Annotated in this window: 19 protein-coding genes, 1 pseudogene and 1 riboswitch; of the genes and pseudogenes, 11 read left to right on the top strand and 9 right to left on the bottom strand. The window is 62.6% G+C overall.

Features of this window, described 5'->3' with window-relative positions:
* Nucleotides 1-246: 246 nt before the first annotated feature.
* Nucleotides 247-867 (top strand): annotated as a pseudogene (locus JNA92_RS04100) (SDR family NAD(P)-dependent oxidoreductase); the annotation flags it as partial.
* Entirely contained in the window at nucleotides 862-1971 is a 1110-nt protein-coding gene (locus JNA92_RS04095; protein ID WP_431312450.1) for an SMP-30/gluconolactonase/LRE family protein, read from the top strand. The pseudogene JNA92_RS04100 and the gene JNA92_RS04095, both read left to right, overlap by 6 nt.
* Here the strand turns inward: JNA92_RS04095 and JNA92_RS04090 are convergent.
* Together JNA92_RS04090 and JNA92_RS04085 are read right to left on the bottom strand one after the other, a co-directional pair.
* Nucleotides 1961-2911 carry a site-specific integrase gene (locus JNA92_RS04090; RefSeq protein ID WP_241803452.1) on the bottom strand — a complete coding sequence of 317 codons (951 nt, stop codon included), beginning with the start codon at nucleotides 2909-2911 and terminating at the stop codon, nucleotides 1961-1963. The two genes, JNA92_RS04095 and JNA92_RS04090, sit on opposite strands and share 11 nt — an antisense overlap.
* Before the next feature lie 90 nt (nucleotides 2912-3001).
* The gene (locus tag JNA92_RS04085; RefSeq protein ID WP_241803451.1) at nucleotides 3002-5329 is read right to left on the bottom strand and encodes a putative bifunctional diguanylate cyclase/phosphodiesterase; all 2328 of its coding nucleotides are present in this window, start codon (nucleotides 5327-5329) and stop codon (nucleotides 3002-3004) included.
* Nucleotides 5330-5513: 184 nt separating this feature from the next.
* A riboswitch (TPP riboswitch) is annotated at nucleotides 5514-5627 on the top strand.
* Nucleotides 5628-5705: 78 nt separating this feature from the next.
* Here JNA92_RS04085 and JNA92_RS04080 point away from each other — a divergent pair.
* The 3 genes from JNA92_RS04080 to JNA92_RS04070 all read left to right on the top strand — a co-directional run bounded on the left by JNA92_RS04080 (nucleotide 5706) and on the right by JNA92_RS04070 (nucleotide 8979).
* Nucleotides 5706-6353 carry a TenA family protein gene (locus JNA92_RS04080; RefSeq protein WP_241803450.1) on the top strand — a complete coding sequence of 216 codons (648 nt, stop codon included), beginning with the start codon at nucleotides 5706-5708 and terminating at the stop codon, nucleotides 6351-6353.
* Between the two features lie 2 nt (nucleotides 6354-6355).
* A complete protein-coding gene (gene tenA / locus JNA92_RS04075) occupies nucleotides 6356-7015 on the top strand; it encodes a thiaminase II (RefSeq protein WP_241803449.1) in 660 nt (219 codons plus the stop codon).
* Between the two features lie 215 nt (nucleotides 7016-7230).
* Complete coding sequence (locus JNA92_RS04070) at nucleotides 7231-8979, top strand: BCCT family transporter (RefSeq protein ID WP_241803448.1); 1749 nt, start codon at nucleotides 7231-7233, stop codon at nucleotides 8977-8979.
* A 23-nt stretch (nucleotides 8980-9002) separates the two neighbouring features.
* On the opposite strand, the gene JNA92_RS04065 is transcribed toward JNA92_RS04070, so the two are convergent.
* The 3 genes from JNA92_RS04065 to JNA92_RS04055 all read right to left on the bottom strand — a co-directional run bounded on the left by JNA92_RS04065 (nucleotide 9003) and on the right by JNA92_RS04055 (nucleotide 11618).
* Nucleotides 9003-9953, bottom strand: coding sequence for an ornithine cyclodeaminase family protein (locus JNA92_RS04065; RefSeq protein WP_241803447.1), 951 nt, complete (start codon nucleotides 9951-9953; stop codon nucleotides 9003-9005).
* Nucleotides 9950-10927 (bottom strand): threonine/serine dehydratase, encoded by a 978-nt coding sequence (locus tag JNA92_RS04060; protein WP_241803446.1) that lies wholly within the window; start codon nucleotides 10925-10927, stop codon nucleotides 9950-9952. Before JNA92_RS04060 ends, JNA92_RS04065 begins: the two co-directional genes overlap by 4 nt.
* Before the next feature lie 73 nt (nucleotides 10928-11000).
* On the bottom strand, nucleotides 11001-11618 hold the full coding sequence (locus tag JNA92_RS04055; protein ID WP_241803801.1) for a helix-turn-helix transcriptional regulator: 618 nt from the start codon (nucleotides 11616-11618) through the stop codon (nucleotides 11001-11003).
* 277 nt (nucleotides 11619-11895) lie between these two features.
* Here JNA92_RS04055 and JNA92_RS04050 point away from each other — a divergent pair, with 277 nt between their 5' ends.
* Nucleotides 11896-12873, top strand: coding sequence for a DNA-binding protein (locus tag JNA92_RS04050; protein WP_241803445.1), 978 nt, complete (start codon nucleotides 11896-11898; stop codon nucleotides 12871-12873).
* Between the two features lie 67 nt (nucleotides 12874-12940).
* On the opposite strand, the gene JNA92_RS04045 is transcribed toward JNA92_RS04050, so the two are convergent.
* Nucleotides 12941-13192 carry a hypothetical protein gene (locus tag JNA92_RS04045; RefSeq protein ID WP_241803444.1) on the bottom strand — a complete coding sequence of 84 codons (252 nt, stop codon included), beginning with the start codon at nucleotides 13190-13192 and terminating at the stop codon, nucleotides 12941-12943.
* A 13-nt stretch (nucleotides 13193-13205) separates the two neighbouring features.
* The gene (locus tag JNA92_RS04040) at nucleotides 13206-13706 is read right to left on the bottom strand and encodes a DUF4142 domain-containing protein (protein ID WP_241803443.1); all 501 of its coding nucleotides are present in this window, start codon (nucleotides 13704-13706) and stop codon (nucleotides 13206-13208) included.
* A 182-nt stretch (nucleotides 13707-13888) separates the two neighbouring features.
* On the opposite strand from JNA92_RS04040, the gene JNA92_RS04035 reads away from it, so the two are divergent.
* From JNA92_RS04035 to JNA92_RS04025, 3 genes are read left to right on the top strand one after another with little or no spacing between them, the layout of a single operon-like run.
* Nucleotides 13889-14131 carry a hypothetical protein gene (locus JNA92_RS04035; protein ID WP_241803442.1) on the top strand — a complete coding sequence of 81 codons (243 nt, stop codon included), beginning with the start codon at nucleotides 13889-13891 and terminating at the stop codon, nucleotides 14129-14131.
* Nucleotides 14128-14922: an exodeoxyribonuclease III gene (xth, locus tag JNA92_RS04030; RefSeq protein WP_241803441.1), complete on the top strand. Its 795-nt coding sequence runs from the start codon at nucleotides 14128-14130 to the stop codon at nucleotides 14920-14922. Before JNA92_RS04035 ends, xth begins: the two co-directional genes overlap by 4 nt.
* 42 nt (nucleotides 14923-14964) lie before the next feature.
* Complete coding sequence (locus tag JNA92_RS04025; protein WP_241803440.1) at nucleotides 14965-16533, top strand: sensor domain-containing diguanylate cyclase; 1569 nt, start codon at nucleotides 14965-14967, stop codon at nucleotides 16531-16533.
* Here JNA92_RS04025 and JNA92_RS04020 read toward each other — a convergent pair.
* On the bottom strand, nucleotides 16530-17225 hold the full coding sequence (locus JNA92_RS04020) for an MgtC/SapB family protein (RefSeq protein ID WP_241803439.1): 696 nt from the start codon (nucleotides 17223-17225) through the stop codon (nucleotides 16530-16532). The two genes, JNA92_RS04025 and JNA92_RS04020, sit on opposite strands and share 4 nt — an antisense overlap.
* 406 nt (nucleotides 17226-17631) lie before the next feature.
* Between JNA92_RS04020 and JNA92_RS04015 the strand changes: the two genes are divergently transcribed.
* Nucleotides 17632-18099, top strand: a complete 468-nt coding sequence (locus tag JNA92_RS04015; protein ID WP_241803438.1) for a sterol desaturase family protein — start codon at nucleotides 17632-17634, stop codon at nucleotides 18097-18099.
* Nucleotides 18100-18103: 4 nt separating this feature from the next.
* Here the strand turns inward: JNA92_RS04015 and JNA92_RS04010 are convergent, their stop codons facing one another.
* A complete protein-coding gene (locus JNA92_RS04010) occupies nucleotides 18104-19003 on the bottom strand; it encodes a bile acid:sodium symporter family protein (protein WP_241803437.1) in 900 nt (299 codons plus the stop codon).
* Nucleotides 19004-19195: 192 nt separating this feature from the next.
* On the opposite strand from JNA92_RS04010, the gene JNA92_RS04005 reads away from it, so the two are divergent.
* Nucleotides 19196-20077 (top strand): Dyp-type peroxidase, encoded by an 882-nt coding sequence (locus JNA92_RS04005; RefSeq protein ID WP_241803436.1) that lies wholly within the window; start codon nucleotides 19196-19198, stop codon nucleotides 20075-20077.
* Nucleotides 20078-20118: the final 41 nt, after the last annotated feature.

The following is a 20118-nucleotide window of genomic DNA, read 5'->3' as shown; positions in this document are numbered from 1 at the left end:
GGGGGCCGGGAAATCGTTCACCGGCGGCCGACCCTGCAAGGCGGCCATGATAGTGCGTGGCATCGCGGCGACAAAGCCTCTGCTGCAAACGGCTGATCCGGGGGCCTGAGGTTGCAGGTCGGGGTGTATCGGAAGAGGGCAGGTCTCAGGTGATATCCAGCAGATATCAAAGTTGCATGCTTTTAATATTAAGTCATTGATTTTTTTATTGTTATCGTAAAAAAGGAGAATCGGAAGGGCGCTACAATGCCAAGCACAGACCCATTCAAAGATAAAGTCGCCATCGTCACCGGTGCCGCCCAGGGCCTGGGCCTGGATTACGCCATGGCGCTGGCCGCGCGGGGAGCGCGGGTAGTCATCAGCGACCTGGGCACTGACCGCTCAGGTGAAGGGCAGAACCCGGCGGCGGTCAGCGTCGCGCTCGAAACGCTGCGGGGGCAGGGTTTCGAGGTGGTCGCTCATGTCGGCCACCTGGAGAACGAAGACGATTGCCGCGAACTGGTGGAACTGGCCATCGCGCATTTCGGCGCGCTGGATATCCTCATTCACAACGCCGGTTGGGTCGATTACCAAGGCATCGAGACCCAGGAGCAGGCGTTTCTCGACCGCGCACTGGGCATCAGCGTGCACGCCCCGGTATGGCTGGCCAAGCATGCCTGGAAGCACCTCAAGCAAGCCGAGGCACCGCGCATAGTGCTCACCACCTCGGACCGCGCCATGTATCAGCGCTATGCCCAGCCAGGCCTGGTCGCCTACTCGGCGGGCAAGATGGCTCAGGTGGGCATCATGAACGCATTGAGCATGGAGGGGCTTGAACACGGCATCCTGGTCAATGCGGTCTCGCCGGTGGCCAAAACCAGGATGTGGGGCGTGACCCAGCCACCGGAAGAACTCAAGCCGCAATGGGTCACACCGGGCGTTCTGTACCTGGCCAGCCCGCTTTGCCGGGATACCGGGTACATTCTGCGGGCCAGCAATGGCCAGTTCACCGCCACGCGTTTCAGCGAGAACAGCGGCGTGAGCTACCCACGTGACCTGGCGCGCGTCGAGGCTTCCAGCCTGGGCGAAGTGGCCGAACGCTGGAGCCTCATCAAGGAATGCCACTACGTGCCGACCAAGGTCGCCAACACCCGGGCCGACCTGGGTGAGAGCCCTGTGTGGGATGCGCGCACCGGCGCGTTGTATTTCGTCGATATCACCGGCGGGCGAATTCACCGGCTGCTAACGGATGGCGAAATCGAGACCCTCTATGAATCCGCTGCCCGTATCGGTGCCTTGGCACTGACCGACCAAGGCAACCTGATATTCACCGAAGATGCCAGCGTTGCCATTCTGGATATGTCGTCTTGCAAGGTGCGCCAGTACTCGGCGCCTGTGCATCACCGCCCGAGCTACCGCTTCAACGACGGCGCCTGCGACCCGCAAGGGCGCTTCGTCACCGGCCTGATGGACGAGGGCCCGAGCGGCAAGACCGGCGCGCTGCTGCGCTTTGACGGGGAACTGCACGATGTGGTGATCCATGACGGCATGGCGTTGCCCAATGGCATTACCTGGTCCGCCGATGGCAATACCGTTTTCTTCGTCGACTCCGCTGCTCGCTCGATCTACCGCGCCGAGTATCTGCCTGAAGGGCGGCTGGAGCAGGTCAGCCTGTTTGCCGAGACGCCTGCCGAACTGGGGCGCCCTGACGGCATCGCGCTGGATCGTGAAGGTGGGTTATGGGTGTGTCAGTTTAATGGCAGCTGCCTGCTGCGCTATGACCGCGACGGCCATTTGACCGAACAGGTGGTGATGCCAGTGCCGCGCCCGACCAGTTGCTGTTTCGGTGGCGACGGCATGAGCACGCTGTACATCACCACGGCACGGGTCGGCATGTCGCCGACCGAGTTGCGGCATTACCCGGACGCTGGCGACCTGTATGCGATTCGCCCGGAAGTGGGCGGTGTTGCCCGCTACACGTTCACGGAATGAGCGCTTGCCCCTGGCTGGCCGGTAGCACGGCCAGTTCGCCAAAACGCTGGCCCGAGTCGATATAGCGCAACGCCGATTTGGCATCCTTCCAGCCCACGTAACTCATCAGCGACTTCAGCTCCCAGCCGTTGGCCGTGGCCCAGGTGGCAAAACCACGGCGCAGGGAATGGCCGGTGTACAGCGCCGCCGGCACGCCGGCCCGTTCTAGCATGCGCCGCAACAGGCCGACCAGGCTGTTGCTGTTGAGCGCTGTGTCGCCCAGGTTGCCCCAGCGGTCGAGCTTGCGAAACACCGGGCCGTGAGCGATGCCCGCCACTTCGAGCCACTGCAGGTAGGCTGCAACAGGGCACAGCGCCTTCAGGGCCGGGGTGCGGTGTTGTACGCCTAGCGCTTCACGGTCACCTTTGCTGCGTGGCAGGAACAGGCTGATCCCCACGCCGGCCTCGGCCTGGATGTGCTCCACCCGCAGGCGCGCCAGTTCGTCACCGCGAAACCCACGCCAGAAGCCCAGCAGCAACAGTGCGGTGTCACGCCGGGCGCGGCGCAGTGCTGGCAGGTCATGCTGCTCGCGGGCCAGCCTGGCCTCTTGTTCAAAACGCTCGACAGCCGTTTGCAGGTGCTGCAACAGCAGTGGGGCGGCCTGTTTCGGCGGTGTCGGGTGCAAGGTGCGGATGCCGCGCAGCACCTGGCGCACCAGCGGGGCCTTGGTCGGGTCGGGGAAGCCTTGGCTGATGTGCCATTGGCTGAGGGCGGCAAGGCGCTGGCGCAGGGTGCTGACCGCATGCTGCCCGGCGTGATCGGCCAGGTAGCGGGCAATGCTGTCGGCAGTGGCCGGGAGGAACCCGCCCCAGTGGGCTTCGAAATGCTCGATGGCAGCCTGGTAACTGCGCCGGGTGTTGTCACGGGTGGCGGCGCGGACGTAGCGCTCTATGTCGGTCATGTGAGGGTGGTGTCAGCGTGTGTTGCCACCACAATAAACCCTAACGTCTGGTCTGTCCCGGCTCTTTGACGGGGGCGCCCGCCCAAGGCTTCAGAGCACGCATGGCTTTTCCTCGATGCCGTTGAAGGGCGGGTATTCACGCAGTTGCGCCGGCGACAAGGGGCGGCTGAAGTGGTAGCCCTGGGCAATATCGCAGCCGGCAAGTTTCAGGCACACCACCTGCTCGCGCGTTTCGACCCCTTCGGCCACCACCTCCAGCCCCAGGCGCTTGGCCAGGATGATGGTCGAGGAGACGATCGGGCTGTCGTCGTGGCTGTTGCACAGCGGTGCGATCAGCGACCGGTCGATCTTGAGCTTGCTCAACGGCAGTGACTGCAAGTGGGCGAAGCCGGCGTAGCCACGCCCGAAGTCGTCGAGGCTGATGCCCAGGCCGGCCGCGCGTAGGCGGTGCAGATGCTCAACCGCCGTGCCTTCCGGGTCCAGAATGGTGGTTTCGGTGATTTCCAGCTCCAGCCGCTGCGGGCTGATGCCGTACAGCTGCAACTTGGCCAGCAGGCGGGTGCTGAAGTCGGCCTGGCGCAGCTGCAATGCCGATACATTCACCGCCAGGCGGTTGTCGCGGCCCTGCAGATCCCAACGTGCCAGCTCCTCGCAGGCCAGGCGCAGCACTTCCCAGCCCAGCTCGATGATGAAACCGCTACGCTCGGCCAGGCCGATGAAGCGGTCGGGGTAGAGCAGGCCGAATTCTGGGTGGTCCCAGCGCACCAAGGCTTCATAGCCCAGCACGCGTTGGGTATCCAGGCGGATCTGCGGTTGGTAGTGCAGTACGAACTGACGTTCGGCCAGGGCACTGCCAAAGGCTTGTTCAAGGGTGAAGGCGTGGATGTCGGAAAGATTCAGCGAGGGGTCGAAGAAGCGGTACTGGGCACGCCCGGCCTGCTTGGCCGAATACATGGCTGCGTCGGCGCAGCGGATCAGGCTGTCGATGTCCTGGCCGTCGCGTGGGCAGATGCTGATGCCGACACTGGGGCTGGTATTGACCTCCTGGCCGTCGAGGGAGTAAGTGGCCGAGAGTTTCTGCACCAGTTCGCGCACCCAGGTATCGATCTGTTCTTCACTGCGTTCGCCGGCCAGCAGTACCACGAACTCATCACCGCCGAAGCGCGAGGCTTCGTCACCTTGCTCAAGCAGGCGCTGAATGCGCCCGGCCACGGCTTGCAGCAGCAAGTCGCCGATCTTGTGCCCGAGCGAATCATTGATCGACTTGAAGCGGTCCATGTCGATGAACAGGATCGCCATCAGCCGGCGCTTGCCGCGTTGGCGGGTCAGCGCAAGGCCCGCCACCTCGACGAACTGGCGGCGGTTGTGCAGCCCGCTGAGGTGGTCGGTGGCGGCTGCGTGGCTGCTGCGCCGGTGCGCATCTTCCAGGCGCCCGATCAGTTGCTGGTTGACCTGTTGCGCATGCTCAAGGGCGCTGAAAGCCTCCTGGCGCTTGTGCAGCAGGCGCAAGGTCCAGACCAGGCTGGCAAGGATCATCACCGTCATGCTCCAGTTCAACCAGAACTGACGTGAATACGCCAGGGCGGTGGGGGCGAGGATTTCGTCGATGCGCTGGCTGACGATGATGCTGAAACCGCGCTCGTCGATGCGCCGGTACAGGCTCTGGTAGGGCTGGCCGGATGCATATTGGATCAGCAGCCCCGACTCGCTGGCAGATGTCGGCAAGCCGGGTTCGAAATCGACATCCGCCACGACCACGCCGCGGGGATCGATACGCAGGCGCTCCTGGCCGTCGTCCTGCAGCAGGCGCATGAGGCCGGTAGTACCCAGGTCAATGTGCTGGAACAGCACCGCGAGGTAGCCGATATCGAGTTGCACCACCAGGATCTTGTCGATCTCCCGGCCTGGCAGGCTGGTCAGCGGCAAGAGGAAGGGCAAGCGCCAGGTGGGCAGGGCCGAAGGGCTGAGGCCCGGTTCCACACGCGGCATGAAGGGTTTGAAACCGTAGTGCGCGACATGCAGTTTCAACTGCTGCAGCCAGCCGTCCGGCAGCGCCGCCACTTCGTTGACGTGGCTGGCTGACAACAACTTGCCATTACGGTCGTACAGGCCAATGCGTTTGAACACCGGGTCCTCGGCAAGCAGCCGCGCCAGGCTCAGGCTGCCTTGGGGTAGCGCCTTCATGTCGTCCTGAGTGACGCGGCCCACGGCCTGGGCACGATCAACCAGCTGACGCAGGCTCTCAGCGACGATGCGGGCGAGGTTCTGGTGCTCGGCTGCCTTGGCCATCAGCGCATCCTGGCGCGCGGCGGCCTTCTGGCTGAAGTGGACCCCCCAGAGGAAGGTGAGGGTGGCGGCACAGAGCATCAGGATCAATAGGCGCAGCAGGCCTGCTGACGAGAGAAAACGGCGTATCACGGCTGGTATTCCCGACCCTGGGTGAAGGTCGGAAAATACGACAATAAGATGACAGGCTAATGACTGGTGGCTATTTGCTTCTATGCTGTCTCTCTTGCTGCCAAGGCCCTTGAAGGTGCAGCTGTCGCGGGCTGCTCGGGGTGATCTGCTCCGTGACAAAGGCACCGGAGGTGCTGTATACCTTCACGCCACCAAGGGGAGCCCGGCAACGGGCTGAGAAACCGCTGGCACTGCAGCGCGGTGACCCTTAGAACCTGATCCGGATCATGCCGGCGAAGGGATGGGACTGCCAACCTGCCTTTTTGCCGGCCTCATTGCGAGGCCGCCCCATGCGCCACCGTCTAGGCCTCGCTGTCACCCTAGGGAGGGCAGCACCATGAACGAACCTTTCACCCACGCCTTGCGCCGCCAGAACGAACCGACCTGGTCGGCTGCAGTCGGCCACCGCTTCGTCACTGAACTGTGCAACGGTAGCGTGGCGGACCCGATCATGGTCCGCTACCTGGTGCAGGACCACCGTTTTCTCGACAGTTTCCTGACCTTGCTCGGCGCCGCCATCGCCACAGCCGACACCTTCGAGGCGCGCCTGCGGTTCGGCCGCTTTGCCGGGATGATCAGCAGCGATGAAAACACCTATTTCCTGCGCGCTTTCCAGGCGCTGGACGTGAGCCCGCAGCAACGCACCGAACCCAAGGACACGCTGCCGACCCAGGGTTTCAAGGCCATCATGCGCGAAGCCGCCGCGACCCGCTCCTATGCGGCGGCGCTGGCAGTGCTCAACGTTGCCGAAGGCCTGTACCTGGACTGGGCGCTCAAGGCACCGAAACCCTTGCCGGAAAACTTCGTCCATGCCGAGTGGATCACCCTGCATGACAACGCGGCATTCCAAGACTTTGTCGCCTTCCTGCAGGCCGAACTGGACCGCGTAGGCCCGCAGGAGCCGGCACTGGCGAGTGACTTCTACCAGCGCACCGTGGCGCTGGAACTGGCCTTCTTCGACGCCATTTACGATCAGGAGGGCTGAGCATGGATATCTTCGAGCGCCTGAAAGCGGCCAGCGCCCCCCAGTGGTCGAGCTATGTGGAGCACGATTTCGTTCGGCAGATGGGTGAGGGCACCTTGAGCGAAGCAGCGTTCCGGACTTACCTGGTGCAGGACTACCTGTTCCTCATCCAGTTCGCCCGTGCCTGGGCGCTTGCCGCTTATAAAAGCAGGCTGCCGGCCGACATCCGCGCGGCACAAGCTGGCCTGGCGGCAATCCTTGACGAAACCGAGCTGCACGTGCGCCTGTGCGCCCGTTGGGGCTTGTCGCAGGCCGATATCCAGGCCGCGCCGGAGCACCAGGCCACGGTCGCCTACACCCGTTACGTGCTTGACTGCGGCGCTGCCGGCGACCTGCTCGAACTGCATGTGGCCTTGGCACCGTGCGTGATCGGCTATGCCGAGATAGGCCGCACCCTCGCGGCGCACATCGGTGACCTCAGTGCTCACCCGTACCGTGAGTGGATTACCGAATACGCGGGGGAGGGCTACCAGAGCGTGGCCTCTGCGGCACGCAAGCACCTCGATGAGCTGGCCGCACGCAGCATGACCGAGCAGCGGTTCGTGGAGCTGGCGGCGATTTTTGGCCAGGCGTCGAGGCTGGAGGCGGACTTCTGGCAAATGGGGTTGGATGTGGCTGCCTGAGCCCGTTCAGGTTCTGTGCCGGTTACATCGGGGTTTGCACGATGTGACCGGTTGGTCGTTCAGAGGATGGGCCAGGACGGTCCTGGAATAGGGGCTGCTGTTTCGCTCACAGGATAATCGCGGGGCCTCCAGCGCGGCCGCCCCCGGTTTTTGCGCAGGCATCGCTAGCAATTACAACAACAAAAGCCTGCAGCAAAACTGAAAAGGGCCCATCGATGGCAACGCAAGAGCACGTTGAAACACCGCCGCTAGGCGTCACCGACCCGTCCAAGACTGCCGAGGCCAGGCAGGACCGCCACCTTGAAGGCAAGCTCGACTGGGCGGTGTTCGGCTTCACCAGCCTGCTGGCAATCGCTTTCATCACCTGGGGTGTCGTCAACCAGGCCAGCCTCGCTGCAAGCGCAACCTCTGCGCAATCCTGGGTCATCGTCAACTTTGGCTGGTTCTTCGTGCTGACCTCCACCGTGTTCGTCATCTTCGTGCTGTGGTTGGCCGCCAGCCGCTACGGCAGAATCCCGCTGGGGCGCGATGGCGAAGCACCGGAGTTTCGCACGGTGTCCTGGGTTGCCATGATGTTCAGTGCGGGCATGGGCATCGGCCTGATGTTCTTCGGGGTCGCCGAGCCGCTGTCGCACTACATTTCACCACCGCCGGGCACTGCCGCAGGCCAATCCGACGAAGCACTGCAGGTGGCGATGGCGACCACGCTGTTTCACTGGTCGCTGCACCCCTGGGCAATGTACGCCATCGTCGGGCTGGCAATCGCCTACGGCACGTTCCGCCGCGGCCGTTCGCAGTTGATTTCCACCGCGTTCCGGCCCCTGATCGGCAAGCACGCCAACGGCCCTGTCGGCCGCATGATCGACATGATGGCGATCTTCGCCACCCTGTTCGGTTCAGCGGCCTCGCTGGGGCTCGGCGCCCTGCAGATTGCCGGTGGGTTGGAATACAACGGCTGGATCGAGCACCCCGGCAAGCTGTTCTACATCGCCATCATCACCTTGCTGACCATTGCCTTCGTTGCTTCGGCCGTGTCTGGCATCGGTAAGGGGATCCAGTGGCTGTCCAATATCAATATGGTGCTGGCATTGGCGTTGGCGCTGTTCGTCTTCCTGGTGGGGCCGACGCTGTTGATGCTCAACCTGTTGCCCACGTCGATCGGTGTCTACATCAAGATGTTGCCCGAGATGATGGCGCGCACCAGCGCCAGTGGGGGCGATGCGATGGACGCCTGGCTGGCCGGCTGGACCGTGTTCTACTGGGCCTGGTGGATTTCCTGGACACCTTTTGTGGGTATGTTCATCGCCCGCATCAGCCGCGGCCGCAGCATCCGCCAGTTCGTCAGCGGCGTGTTGCTGGTGCCGGGGCTGGTCAGCCTGGTGTGGTTCAGCATTTTTGGCGGCGCCGGCATCGATGCCCTGCGCGAAGGCAGCTTCGTCCTTATCGACGGTGCGGTGAACAGCAACCATGCCCTGTATCAGTTGCTCGACAGCTACCCATGGGCCTCGGCGACTTCGGTGCTGGTCATGCTCCTGGTGGCGATCTTCTTCGTCTCCGGGGCAGATGCGGCGTCGCTCGTGATGGGTACCTTGTCCGAACACGGCACCACGCAACCCTCGCGTGCGACAGTGATTTTCTGGGGGGCACTGACTGGCACAGTCGCGGCCATCATGCTTGCGTTGGGCGACCCGGGTAACCCCGGGGAGGCGCTTACCGGCCTGCAGAACCTGACCATTGTCGTGGCGTTGCCATTTGTGGTGGTGATGGTGCTGTTGTGCCTGGCGTTGTACCGCGACCTGCGCAAGGACCCGATGATGCTGCGCCATCTGCGCGGCAGCGAGCTGATCGAAAAAGCGGTGCTGTACGGCGCGGTCAAGCACGGCGAGGAGTTCTACATCGTGGTGCAGGAGAAGAAACCCTCGTTCAAACCGGCCCCCGGCAAAGCCCGGGTGACAGAGCCTTGATCGACCGGGCGCGGCTGCGCCCGTCAACCGGCGGTGAGCGATGCCAACACGCAGCTTGCGATCTGGGTGTCCTGCACGGCCACCCCGGTCAGGTCGGCGAGCGTGATCTGGGCGTCATGCTCACGGCCGGTGGCGCGGCCCTCGAGTAGGGCACCAAGCTCGGCCAGTTGCTGTTCGCCGATCAGGCCGGCCTTCAGCGCATGGGAGACTTCGCCATACTGGCTGCACTGGTAGAGGGAGTCGACGATGATACGGTCGGCACATGCCACCAGCGCAGGATCGAGTTCCTGCTTGCCCGGCGCATCGGCGCCAACGGCGGTGATATGGGTGCCAGGTTGCACCCATTCACGCTGCAGCAGTGGCTCGCGGGAAGGTGTCGTGCAGACGATCAGGTTGGCGGCGTGTGCAACCTCTGCAGCGTCACGGGTTACCCGCACTTCATAGCCCAGGGCTTCGGCAAAGGTTTTGTAGGCTGCCAGTTCCCCATCACTGCGCCCCCACACCACTACGCTGCGGCAGGACGTAACTGCACCCAGTTGCTGCAACTGCATGCGCGCCTGGGTGCCGGTCCCCAGAATACCGATCGCTCTCACATTTGCAGGTGCCAACAGGCGGGCGACGATACGCCCGGCCAGCGCGGTGCGGATGCAGGTCAGCCAGCCCTCATCCTGCAACAAGGCAAGCGGCCGCCCGGTAGTGGCCGAGGCCACCAGCATCAGGCCATCGTTGCTTGGCAGGCCCTTTGACGGATTGTCGTAAAAGCCAGTCGACAGTTTGACCGTGAACGTGTCGCTGCCCTCGATATAGGCAGCCTTGATGCAGCAGTCGCCATTGGCCTGCGCAAAAGTGAATGCCTGTACCGGTGGCACCTGGGCCTTGCCTTGGGAGAAGGCGATGAAACCGTGCTCCAGCCATTGCACTGCCTGCTCCACATCGAGCCGGGAGGTGATCTGTTGCTTGCTGAAAATGTTCATCGAACGGCCTCGAGGAATTTATCCAGCACGATGTTGCGGCCGCAAATGACGACCGCGACGCGCTTGCCGCGGTATGCCTTGGCCAGCTTCTGCATGCCTGCCACCGCGACACCGGCAGCACCCTCGATGATCCAGCGCTCATGTGCGGCCACATCACGCATCGCCGCCTTTATCTCCTCCTCGCTCACCAGCACGGTACGCGACAGCAGCGCCTGGCAGAGCGGGAAAGTCACGCAGCCTGGCTCGACCCCGCCTGCCGTACCGTCGGAGATCGTCTGCTGCTCTTGCATGTCGATGATTTCCCCGGCTTCCAGCGAGCGCTGCAGGGTAGGGGCATTCGCTGGCCAGCAGCCAATGATGTCGATGCTTGGGTTCAGCGCCCGCAGTGCTGCGCCGATACCCGAAATCATCCCGCCGCCGCCGACTGCGACGAATACGGCGTCCAGGTCCGGTGCCTGTTCAAAGAGCTCCATTGCGATGGTGCCCTGGCCGGCGATCACTTCAAGGTCGTTGTAGGGCGAGACAAACGGCTTGCCCTGCAGGGCTGCTTGACGCCCCGCTTCAAGCTCCACGCCCAAAGGGTCCAGATCCAGGCTGACCACTTCGGCACCGAGCGCGCGGATTGCACCCAGCTTGTAAGCAGACGCCGAAGTGGTGGTGAAGACGGTGACCGGCACCCCCATCACCTTGCCGGCAAGCGCGAGCGCTTGCCCATGGTTGCCAGAGGAGGCCGTGATGACGCCCAGTGCGCGCTGCTCGGCGGGTAGCAGGCGTAGCTTGTTACTGGCACCGCGGAATTTGAACGAGCCTGTGTGTTGCAGGTGCTCGCATTTCAGATACACGCTGCATTCGGTCATCGCCGAAAGCCCGGCGCTGAAGTTGAGCGGGGTGACACTCACTTCAGGGCGAAGTGCCTGGTGTGCATCTGCGATCGCTTGATACAGGGAAGACAGGTTGGGGGCATCGACAGGCATTGTGGCTACCGTTCGTATATGGACTGGCCGTCCACAATAGACCCAATATCCATGATGGACAAGCGCTAGTCATTCATTCAGCGGCCTGGCCCCTCAGTTCTTTGAGGTACTTGTAAACGGTCGCCCGGCCCATGCTCAGTACATTGGCCACATAGTCCGCCCCGCTGCGCCCCTCGAATGCCCCTTCGGCATGCAGGGCCTCCACCAACGTGCGCTTGTCTTTCATCTTCAGCGTACGCAGGGACAAATTGCGTGCGTTGAGCCAAGCGTGCAGGAAGGTATTGATCCGTTCCTGCCAATCATCCTTGAACAGCGCATCGGGCTGCGGCACCAGGCGGCTGACCTGGAAAAATGCATCCAGCGCTTCACGTGCCTGTTCCAGCACAGAGAAGTTCAGGTTGATGCAGAGCAGGTACTGGGCTTCACCGTCCTGGTTGTACAGCACGGTGGTAATGGAACGGATCTTTTGACCATCCCAGTTGAGCTTCTCGTAAGGGCCGAGCTTGGCCGCGTTGCGGAAGTCGCCCAACTCCAGGTCCAGTGCCGAGTCATCGCCAACCTTGCGCCTGGAAAAGTTGTTGGCGATGTGGACGACCGTCTGACTCTGTACCTCGTGGACGATCACTTCGGCGTGGGGAAAGAGCAGCAGCGCAATGCTATCGGCGATTGCCTTGTAGTTTTCGATGTTCATCTTGAGCCGGGGTAGGTGCTTGATTGGGCGGGTAGCCATTTTGTCCATGGTGGACGCAAGCACGATTCAACTTCAAGGCATGGGCCGGAACTCTTTTCAGGGCCTTTCGTACTGCTTGTGCTACGCCAGGCGCTTCGAATCCCGCCCATACCGCCATCTCATGCGATAAGCCGTGATTATTGCACCTTAGAAATGGCTTGAGTTGATGCCTCAAAACCGACAGAATTATTACGTAAATACATGGTACGTACCATGACACGAAATCGTAGGAGCAGACATGGCCCGGGGTGGTATCAACAAGGCGGTAGTGCAGCAGGCAAGGCAGGTGCTGATTGCCCGGGGCGAGTACCCCAGCATCGATGCTGTACGTATCGAACTGGGTAACACGGGTTCGAAGACCACCATTCACCGTTATCTCAAAGAGCTGGAAGGCCAGAAACCTGCGGCGCTTCAGGGCGCGCCAGCGCTGAGCGATACGCTGGCCAAGCTGGTGGCGCAGTTGGCCGAGCAGCTGCAGGATGAGGCCGAAGGGCGGATCGAGCAGATCGAAGCGGCCCACAACGAGCAAAAGGAGCAGTTGCAAGGGCAGCTAAAACTGGCGCAGGAGGCCTTGGCCGCAGCGCATCAGCAACACCAGATCCAGGCGGCGGCACTGGCCGCCGAGTCGGAGCGGCTCAGCGCCACCCAGAGCACGCTGCAAGCCGAGCAGTTGCGTGGGGCCAGCCTGAACCAGGCGCTAGGTGAACTGCAGCTGCGTTTAACCGACAAGGACGAACAGGTGCGCTCGCTGGAAGAAAAACACCAGCATGCCAGGGATGCCTTGGAGCATTACCGCAGCGCCAGCCGCGAGCAGCGTGACCAGGACCAGCGCCGCCACGAGGCACAGGTGCAACAGTTGCAGCTCGAACTGCGCCAGCTTCAACAAGGCATGATCGTCAAGCAGGATGAACTGACGCGCCTGCACCGGGACAACGAGCGCCTGCTTGGCGAGCATCGCCAGGCCAGCAGCGAGCGCAAGGCGCTGGATGAACTGCTGGAGCAGCGTGATACACAGATTCAGGGCTTGCGCACGATCCTGGCGCAAGCGCAGGGCGCCAGTGACGAGATGCGCAGGCAATTGCAGGCACAGGGCCAAGCCCTGGAAGAAAAACGTGGGCAGTGTGCGGAGCAGGGCAGGCAGTTGCAGTTCCTGGAAGCTGAACTGCTCAGGCGCGACGAGGCGCTGAAGGCGCTGTGCGAGGGCGCCAGGCCGTGACGGGCACGTTGCGGGGTTCCGAAAGCCGGCGCCCCGCAGCGCACCATTGATGGGCTGTAAATGTGACTTAGCCTTCCACCCGCTTCGCAGCCTCGACACCCGCTGCTGAGAGCTTGATCGGATAGCTGACGCTGAACTGTTGATTGCTGTCGACCGTTACACTGCCATCGTGAATCAGCCCATGCTCCTGCAGCGTCTTGAGCGCATCGGCAACGGCATTTTCACCACGGTAATTATCCAGCACTTCCTTGCCCAAGCCCTGTGGGTGGGCGTGCAGCAGGCGCGTCAGGATTTCGCTGCGCAATGTATCGTTACTCATGTGTGTCCTCCGATCACTTGCCATGTTTGGCCTGCAGAGCCTTGGCCTCTTCCAGGTGTTTCTCGAGCGTTGGCAGGGTTTCGCTGGCGAAAGCCTTCAGCTCTGGTTTGTCAGACGAAGCGGCTTCTTTCTTGAACAGCTCCACGGTTTTTTCGTGGGCATCGACCTGGTTGTTGACGTAGGACTTGTCGAACGACTCCTCGCGCCATTCAAGGATCATTTTCTTCACTTTGTCGGTCAGCGCCGCCTCATCGGGCACGCTGATGTCCAGCTTGCGGGCGATGTCGCCGAGCTTCTGGTTGGCCTTGGTGTGATCGGTGACCACATGCTGGGCGAAGGTCTTGATGTCAGGGTTCTGGCTCTTTTCCAGAGCCAGATTGCCGGTGACCACCTCGGCGATACCAGCTTCGGTAGCGGCATCGACGAAGTCATCGGAGGAAGCCGCCAGTGCCTGCAGCGACGCCATGCCCAGCACCAGCGACAAACCTGCGCGCTTGATGAACAGATTGCCCATGTTTCACTCCTTGCTATCGGTGGCGCGACCTCAGTGTCGCGTACGGTTGAGCCGGGGAAGTGGGCATAGGTTTAAATTTTTTTCAGGTTTTTGTCCGGGCGAGCCAGCACCGCGGCGCCACGGTTGAACGATACGCAGCGCTAGCGCTCACACATTCAAAGGTTGCCGCGAAGGAGCAGGGCATGAGCATAGAGCGCAGCATTCCCGAACTTGAGGCTTGGTACGCGCAATACGATGATGACAGTTACCGTCGCGAATCCCCGGATGCCTACCATCACGAATTACTGCGCACCGCCGAAGCGCTGCGTGATGACGGTGCCATCGACTGGGATGACTGGTTGGCCCTCAAGGCCTTGGCAGACGAGGCCCATGTGGGTGCGCTGCAGGCGGCGGTGCAGAGCCACGTGGATGACCCTGGCACATGAAGCCCTTGCGCATCGCCACCTTCAATATCAACGGCATCGGCAGCCGGCTACCGGCGCTGCTGGCATGGCTGGAGCGGGAAAAACCCGATGTCGCGTGCCTTCAGGAGCTCAAGGCAGCTGACGCGAAGTTTCCCCGCGAGGCCCTGGAAGCTGCAGGTTATGGCTGCCTGTACATGGGGCAGCCTTCGTGGAACGGGGTGGCCATCCTGGCGCGCGACAGCCAGCCGTTGGAAGTCCGGCGCGGCCTGCCAGGCATGGAGAATGACGACCAGAGCCGCTACCTGGAAGCCGCGGTACAGGGTGTGTTGATAGGTTGCCTGTACCTGCCAAATGGCAACCCGCAACCGGGGCCGAAGTTCGATTACAAACTGCGCTGGTTCCAACGCCTGGTCGAGCATGCGCGGGACTTGCTTGGGAGTGGCCACCCGACTGTTCTGGCCGGTGATTTCAACGTGGTGCCGACCGACTTCGATATCTACAACCCCAAATCCTGGCTCAAGGATGCCCTGCTCCAACCCGAGTCGCGCAATTGCTACCAGGCGTTGCTTGAGCAGGGCTGGACCGATGCCATTCGTTATCTGTACCCCGACGAGCGCATCTACACCTTCTGGGACTACTTCCGTAACCACTGGGCGCGCAACGCTGGCTTGCGTATCGATCACCTGTTGCTCAGCCCGGACATCGCCTCGCACCTCAAGGCCGGCGGCGTAGATGCGTGGGTGCGCAACGAGCCCAAGCCCAGCGACCATGCGCCGGCATGGATCGAGCTGGGTACGCGCAAGCGGCAGTGATCTATAGTGACAGACGGCAAACGCGTCAAGACAAGGACTTCCATGAGGGCGGGCGGAACACAGGACGAAGACGGGCTCTTGAGCGTACCCAGCGAGGTGCGTGCGGTGGCGCTGTTTCGCCTGGTTCTGTCGTTCATGGCGGTTGTGATGTTGACCTTCGTGTCGATCGAAGGGTGGCGGATCTGGCGCGATTACAAGCAAGCTTTCGTCAATGCCGAAAACACTGTCAGCAACCTGGCCAGGGCCACGGCGCAGCACGCCGAGGACGCCATTCGCCAGGTGGACGCGATTACCGCTGTGCTGGCAGAGCGGCTTGAAGGGGATGGCTTCGATCATCTCGATCGCCCACGCTTGCACGCGCTGTTGGCACAACAGAAAACCATCATGCCGCAACTGCACGGTTTGTTCGTGTACGGCCCCGATGGCACGTGGATCGTGACTGACCAGGCTTCCATCCCGGCAAAGGCCAACAATGCCGACCGTGACTACTTCGCTTACCACCAGACCCACACCGACCGTGCCGTGCATATAGGCTCGGTGGTACGTAGCCGTTCCACCGGTGACCTGATCATTCCAATCTCGCGCAGGCTGGAGAATCGCGATGGCAGCTTTGCCGGGGTGCTGCTGGGCACGATCAAGGTGGACTGGTTCGTGCGCTACTACGGTGATTTCAAGATCGACAAGCGGGGCGCTCTGGTGCTGGCCAAGCGGGACGGCACGATCCTGGTACGCCGGCCCTTCGTGGAGGACGTCGTCGGCCGTAGCCTGGCAAACAGCGAAGTCTTTCGCCACCACCTGCCTCATGCGAGCGAAGGGCTGGTAGAAGCGGTGGCGGTGGTTGACGGTACGCCCCGTCTGTACGCCTATCGCGCCTTGGCGCGATACCCGTTGGTGGTAGAGGCGGGTTTGTCGCGCGAGTCGATCATTGCGCCCTGGCGGCAAGACGTCATCAAGTCAGCCGTGATCCTGCTGCTGTTGCTGGTTGGGTTGAGTGGCTTCGGCTGGGTGGTATTGCGCCAGTTGCGTGAGCGAATCGCTATCGAAAGGGCGCTGTACCGGGCCCACCAGACCCTCAGGTCGCTAGCCCTGACCGACAGCCTGACGGGCCTGGGCAACCGCCGCAGGCTGGACGCGGTGCTTGATGCGGAAATCCGCCGGGCGCGGCGACTGGGGCAGGCCGTGGCGCTGGTGATGGTCGATCTGGATTTTTTCAAACTGTACAACGACCGCTATGGCCACCCTGCGGGCGATCAATGCTTGCGCCGCTTTGCCGACTTGCTGCAGCAGGTGTTGAAGCGCCCGGCGGACTTGGCGGTGCGCTATGGCGGGGAGGAGTTCACGCTTTTGCTCCCTGACACCGATGTACAGGGCGCAGAACAGGTCGTCGATGACATCCTGCAACTGTTGCGCCGCTTGATGATCGAGCATGCCGGCAGCCCGCTAGGCCGCGTCTCTGCCAGTGCCGGGATCGCTGTGGGGCACCCGGCAGTGGATGCAAGCAGCCCCGAAAGCCTGATGTCTGCGGCTGACGGGGCGTTGTATCAGGCCAAACGCCAAGGGCGCGATGGCTATGTCGTTGCTGGCGGCATGGCGATGAATGCCGGTCATTAGGCCTGTAGCTGCCAGCATACCGAACTGACACCTTTCTCCAGGCTTACCCGGCTGACCAGGCGCTCCAGCTGCGCCGGTGCTTGTGGGTTACCGAGCAACTCTGCGCGCACCTCCAGCCGTGCGGGGGTGGGCAAGTCTTCGCTGTGCAGCGACTGCAGGCGCAGTTGCGGGTCGCTCAGGCTTTGCAGCATCAGGCTGCGTACCTGAATTTCATCTTCGGCACGGCACACCACTCGCACCTCGAAACGGTGTTCGGCCTCGCTGGCCGCCACCACGCCTTGGCCGTCCAGACGTTGGGCGATGTCGCGCAGCAGTATGTTGGCACACAGCACCACCAGGCTACCCAGGGCCGCCTCCAGCAGCAGGCCGAGGCTGCACAGCACGCCGACAGCTGCCGTGCACCACAGGGTGGCGGCAGTGTTCAGCCCGCGCACCGTGAAACCGTCGCGCATGATCACGCCGCCCCCCAGAAAGCCAATGCCCGAGACCACATAGGCGGCAACCCGAGACGCATCGGTAGGGGCCATGCCCGGCACCGCCTGGGTCATCAGCACGAAGAGGCAGGCACCCGTGCTGACCAGCGCATTGGTGCGCAGCCCGGTCAGGCGCTGGCGCAGCTGGCGCTCGGCACCGATCAGGGCACCGAGCAGCAGGGCGATGCTGACACGCAGCAAAAATACTTTCCAATCCATAGCGAACCTCTTGCGCGGGCACATGCCCGCTCTAACGCCATCGCAAATGGCGTGGTTGAAAAACCAGGAATGCGCAGGACCACGAGAGGAGGAAAGAGGAGGGCTCAAGCCGCAGAGGCTGAGAAATCCACCGTCTGGCCAATAGCGAGACAGTGGCAGGAAGCTGCCGGACTAGCTCGCCGTGTGGGCCTGTCGCAAGCGACTGGGGCTACTGTCCAATGCAGGACTCCTGTTCAGGGATGCGAAATTGCGGGGCGAACATACGCCGCAGTGTGTGTAGGGTCAAGGGCGATAACATGACAATGGCTTCATAAGGAAATGCCCTACAGCAAGCCACGGCCGAATGGAAAAACCCGCCGTTACTCGTTACCCTTGCGCCATTCTTTGTCATCCCCCGGACCGTTACATGCTGCTCAATTTTGTTGTGCTGATCGGCACGCTGGTGGCCATGGAAGGTGTCGGCACGCTGGCCCACAAGTACATCATGCATGGCTGGGGCTGGTGGCTGCACCGTTCGCACCATGAGCCCCACTTGGGCATGCTGGAGACCAACGACTTTTATCTGCTGGCCCTGGGCATCATCGCAGCGGTCTTGATGGCCCTGGGCAAGGCCGGCCATGCGCCCTTGCAGTGGGTGGGCGGCGGCGTGGCGGGTTACGGAATACTGTACGTGCTGGCCCACGACGGCTTCTTCCACCGGCACTGGCCTCGCAAGCCGCGACCGATCAACCGCTACCTCAAGCGCCTGGATCGTGCCCATCGCCTGCACCATGCGGTAAAGGGGCGTACAGGCAGTGTGTCGTTCGGCTTTTTCTACGCACCTCCCCTCAAGGTACTCAAACGCCAGTTACAGGCCCGACGCCGGCGCGACTGAGGCGTCAATTCACCGTTTCGCCCTTGCCTTGGGCCTCCCCCGTGCGGTGCCCACGGCTCACCCACCAGCCAAACCCCGCCGCCGTGAAGAACATGATCAAGCTATAGAGCGCCGCCGGCACCGCCATGGTGGCGTTGTTGAGCAGCGATGGGCTCAAGGCGACGGCGATCGCCAGGGTGCCGTTATGGATACCGATCTCCATGCCGATGGCTATGGCCTGGCGCTTGGGAATGCTCAACAGGCGCGGTACCCAGTAGCCCACGGCGAGGCTGATCACGTTGAACAGCAGTGCCGCCAGGCCGACCACGGGGGCGTAGGCAACCACGGTCTGCCAATCCTTGGCCAGGGCCAGCGCAATGGTGAAGACCAGGAACAGCGCCGCCACCAGTTTCATGGGCTTTTCCATGCGAGCGGCAAAGCCTGGCGCCCAGCGGCGGATCATCATGCCCAAGGCGACTGGCAGCAGAACGATGGCAAATACCTGCATGACCTTGGCAAATTGCAGCGGGATGGCCTGGTCCGACGCCATGAACCACATCAGTGACAGGTTGACCAGTAACGGCATGGTCAGGATGGCGATCAGCGAGTTGACCGCCGTAAGGGTGATGTTCAGGGCCACGTCACCATGAGCCAGGTGGCTGAACAGATTGGCGGTGGTGCCTCCTGGGGAGGCGGCCAGCAGCATCAGGCCCACGGCCAGGGCCGCTTCCAGCCCGAAACCGTTGGCAATCAGGAAACAGGCCAGCGGCAGCAGAAGAATCTGGCAGGCCAGGCCGATGACCACGGGTTTGGGGTATTTCACCACGCGCGCAAAGTCGGCCACTGTCAGCGACAAACCAAGGCCTAGCATGATGATGCCCAAGGCCAAAGGCAGGAAGGCGGTAAGCAAGGGCGAAGCGGTCATGATGGCTACTCGGGCAAGGGATCAAGCCAGTCTAGGCCGGGCCTGATCGATAGCTAATTGCAATGGGCCAGCACTTGGTAACCTTTTGTTACTGAAGCGCCCGGTTGGCTGATGGCAAAGGGACTGCACCTCTCGTTGCGACCGGCCGCTGCGCGCAGTAGCATTCGCGCTTTTACCAAGGATTCGCCTGTCATGCCGTTCCAGCAAGGGCTGCTTGCCACCCCGGTGCCTACCCAGGCCCGTCACTTGTTCTTCACCCTGCAAGCCCCCGAGGGTTTGCCTGCAGCACTGGATGCGCTGCTGCCGCATGTGGATGGCGAACGCCTGATCATGGGCGTAGGCGCCCCCTTGGCGAAGGCCTTGGGCCGTGAAGTGCCTGGGCTGCGCGCGTTCCCCCAATTGGATGCAGCGGTGGAGAACCCAAGCACCCAGCACGCCTTGTGGCTGTGGCTGCGCGGCGAAGAACGGGGTGACCTGCTGCTGCAGGCTCACGCGCTGGAACAGGCCTTGGCACCGGCTCTGCGCCTGGCCGACAGCATCGACGGCTTCCTGCACCGTGGCGGCCACGACCTGACCGGTTATGCGGACGGTACCGAAAACCCGGTTGACCAGGACGCAGTCGACGCGGCCATCGTCGCGGGCGAGCAGCCGGGCCTGGCAGGCTCCAGTTTTGCGGTTTTCCAGTTGTGGAAGCATGATCTGGAGTACTTCAAGTCGCTGCCCCAGGCGGACCAGGACAACATCATCGGCCGGCGGCTGAGTGATAACGAGGAGCTGGACGATGCGCCGGAGTCGGCACACGTCAAGCGCACGGCCCAGGAAAGCTTCGCACCTGAAGCCTTCATGGTGCGGCGCTCGGTTTCCTGGGCCGACCACCGTGGCGCGGGCCTGGCCTTTGTCGCGCTGGGCCGAAGCTTCGATGCGTTCGAAGTGCAACTGCGGCGCATGAGCGGGCTGGAAGATGGCATCATCGACGGCCTGTACCGCTTCAGCCGCCCGCTGACGGGGGGTTACTACTGGTGCCCGCCGATCACCGACGCACATCTGGATCTGAGCCTGCTGCTGAAGGCTTGAGCAAATATCCAGAAACAGAATCATCTGCGAGGCCGGGGTAG

Origin of the sequence: Pseudomonas putida (genome assembly GCF_022627325.1) — a bacterium.
Taxonomy (GTDB): Bacteria; Pseudomonadota; Gammaproteobacteria; order Pseudomonadales; family Pseudomonadaceae; genus Aquipseudomonas; species Aquipseudomonas putida_X.
This window is presented reverse-complemented; position numbering and strand designations above follow the sequence as displayed.